General features: G+C 68.2%; 2 protein-coding genes and 1 pseudogene. All 3 read left to right on the top strand.

What is annotated here, in order from left to right:
* Positions 1-462: pseudogene (locus AX744_RS20850) on the top strand (hypothetical protein); the annotation flags it as partial.
* Positions 459-695: a helix-turn-helix domain-containing protein gene (locus AX744_RS16680; RefSeq protein WP_046747597.1), complete on the top strand. Its 237-nt coding sequence runs from the start codon at positions 459-461 to the stop codon at positions 693-695. The pseudogene AX744_RS20850 and the gene AX744_RS16680, both read left to right, overlap by 4 nt.
* 144 nt (positions 696-839) lie before the next feature.
* Complete coding sequence (locus tag AX744_RS16675) at positions 840-2264, top strand: dicarboxylate/amino acid:cation symporter (protein ID WP_197429268.1); 1425 nt, start codon at positions 840-842, stop codon at positions 2262-2264.
* The last annotated feature ends 23 nt before the right edge of the window (positions 2265-2287 follow it).

The raw sequence follows: 2287 nt of genomic DNA, 5'->3' as shown, positions 1-2287 counted from the left end.
ACCACCGACTCCGGCGCGATCTCCGTCGAGGGGATAGCCCAGGATGCGATGGTCTTCGCCACCGGTGTGAACGCGGTGTCGGTCGGGGCGATCATCGCCGCCATCACCCTGTGGGCGCTCGCGGCCCTGCTGGTGATCGGGTCGGTCACGCTGGTCGCCTGGAACTTCCTGCGCGGACGTTTCTTCGTGCGCGGCAACGCCCGCGCGTTCGATGTGATCGGCTGGACCCTGGTCGTCGCGCCGATCCTGATCGTCATGTTCGAGACCATGGGCCGCAACGGCGTCACCTCAGCACTCGGCCTCGGTGAGGGAGAGCCTGCGCATCCGATCGAGTTCTGGAGCGTCGCCCCGATCTTCGCGACCGGCGTGACCGTGGGCCTGATCGCCGTCGCGTTCCGCCGCGGCATCCGCCTGCAGAACGAGAAGCTCGCGCTCGAGAAAGAAACGGAGGGGCTGGTGTGACCCCGGCGGAGAGCGACGACGAGTTCACCGGCATCCACTGCCGACTCGATGAGCTGCTCGCCGATCGCGGAATGACCCTCACCGAGCTGAGCGCCGCGGTCGGGGTGAGCATCGTGAACCTGTCGGTCCTGAAGAACGACCGCGCCCGCGCCATCCGCTACTCCACCCTTCGCGCGATCTGCGAAGCGCTCGACTGCGAAGTGGGCGAGCTGCTGGTGCTCGCTCCCCGCTGAGCCCACTCCCCCGCTGAACTCACTCCCCCGCTGAGCTCGGGAGCGTCATCCTTCGTCATATCCACCCAGGGAATTCCCAGGGAGCCATAACGTTGGGCCTCATGGCGCGCACTCGGCGCGCCGCGATCCTGGAGTCCCCACCCCATGAGCACCACCGCACGCGCCCAGAAGGCGCCAGACACCCGCGGACCGGTTCGGAAGCTGCTGACCTCGTTCGGCTTCCAGATCCTCGCCGCCCTCGTCCTCGGCGTCGCCGCCGGTCTGATCGGCCGCCAGCTCGGCGCCACCGCCGAGAACCCGAACGGTCTGTCGGCGACCCTCGACACGATCGGCAGCTCGTACGTGACGCTGCTGCGCGCCGCCGTCGTCCCGCTGATCTTCACGGCCATCGTCGCCAGCATCTCGAACCTGCGCCGCGTGCAGAACGCCGCGCGCCTGGCAGGGCAGACGATCCTGTGGTTCGCGATCACCGCATTCATCGCCGTGATCATCGGCATCGTCCTCGGCCTCGTGATCCAGCCGGGCAACCGCGCCGGCGAGGGCCTCGAGACCGGCGACCCGTACACGGTCGGCACCTGGTGGAACTTCCTGCTGGGCCTCATCCCGCAGAACTTCCTCGGGCTCACGGTCAGCACCAACCCCGGCGCCGTCGAAGGCACCTTCAGCTCCAGCGTCGGCTTCAACATCCTGCAGGTCATCGTGGTCGCGGCCGTCATCGGTATCGCCGCGCTCAAGGCCGGCAAGAAGGCAGAGCCGTTCCTCGTGTTCACCGAGTCGCTGCTCAAGGTCATCCAGCGCGTGCTGTGGTGGATCATCCGCATCGCCCCGCTCGGCACGTTCGGACTCATCGGCTCTGCAGTGATCAAGTACGGCTGGGAGAAGCTGGCCTCACTCGGCTGGTTCGCCGCCGCGGTCTACATCGGCCTGGCGCTCGTGCTGTTCGTCGTCTACCCCGTCCTGGTCAAGACGCACGGCCTGTCGATCAAGCAGTACTTCTCCGGTGTGTGGCCCGCGGTGCAGCTGGCCTTCGTCAGCCGCTCCTCGATCGGCACGCTGCCCCTCACCGAGCGCGTGACCGAGCGCAACCTCGGCGTGCCCCGCTCCTACGCCTCCTTCGCCGTGCCGCTGGGCGCGACCACGAAGATGGACGGCTGCGCCGCGATCTACCCGGCCATCGCCGCGATCTTCGTCGCACAGTTCTTCGGCATCGAGTTGAACTTCGTGCAGTACCTGCTGATCGTGATCGTCTCGGTCGTCGGTTCCGCCGCCACCGCCGGAACCACCGGCGCGGTCGTGATGCTCACGCTGACGCTGTCGACGCTCGGCCTGCCGCTCGAGGGCGTCGGGCTGCTGCTCGCGATCGACCCGATCCTCGACATGGGCCGCACCGCGGTCAACGTCGCGGGTCAGGCGCTGATCCCGACGATCGTCGCCAAGCGCGAGGGCATCCTGAACCAGGAGCTCTACAACGCTCCGCGCGAGGGCCTCCCCTTCGCCGACGACTCCGGCGACGACGACGCTCCCGAGGCGGACGCGTCCGCCGACAAGGAGCCGGTCAGCGCACGCTGACCCCTCTCCCCCTCTCCCTCTCC

Source organism: Microbacterium sp. CCH5-D1 (assembly GCF_001557335.1).
Taxonomy (GTDB): Bacteria; Actinomycetota; Actinomycetes; order Actinomycetales; family Microbacteriaceae; genus Microbacterium; species Microbacterium oxydans.
Note: the sequence above shows the minus strand (reverse complement) of the source record. Positions and strands in the feature narration are given on the sequence as shown.

Excerpts from the sequence above, each read along its gene's own strand:
- AX744_RS16675 (WP_197429268.1), top strand. The coding sequence starts at position 840 with ATGAGCACCACCGCACGCGCCCAGAAGGCGCCAGACACCCGCGGACCG.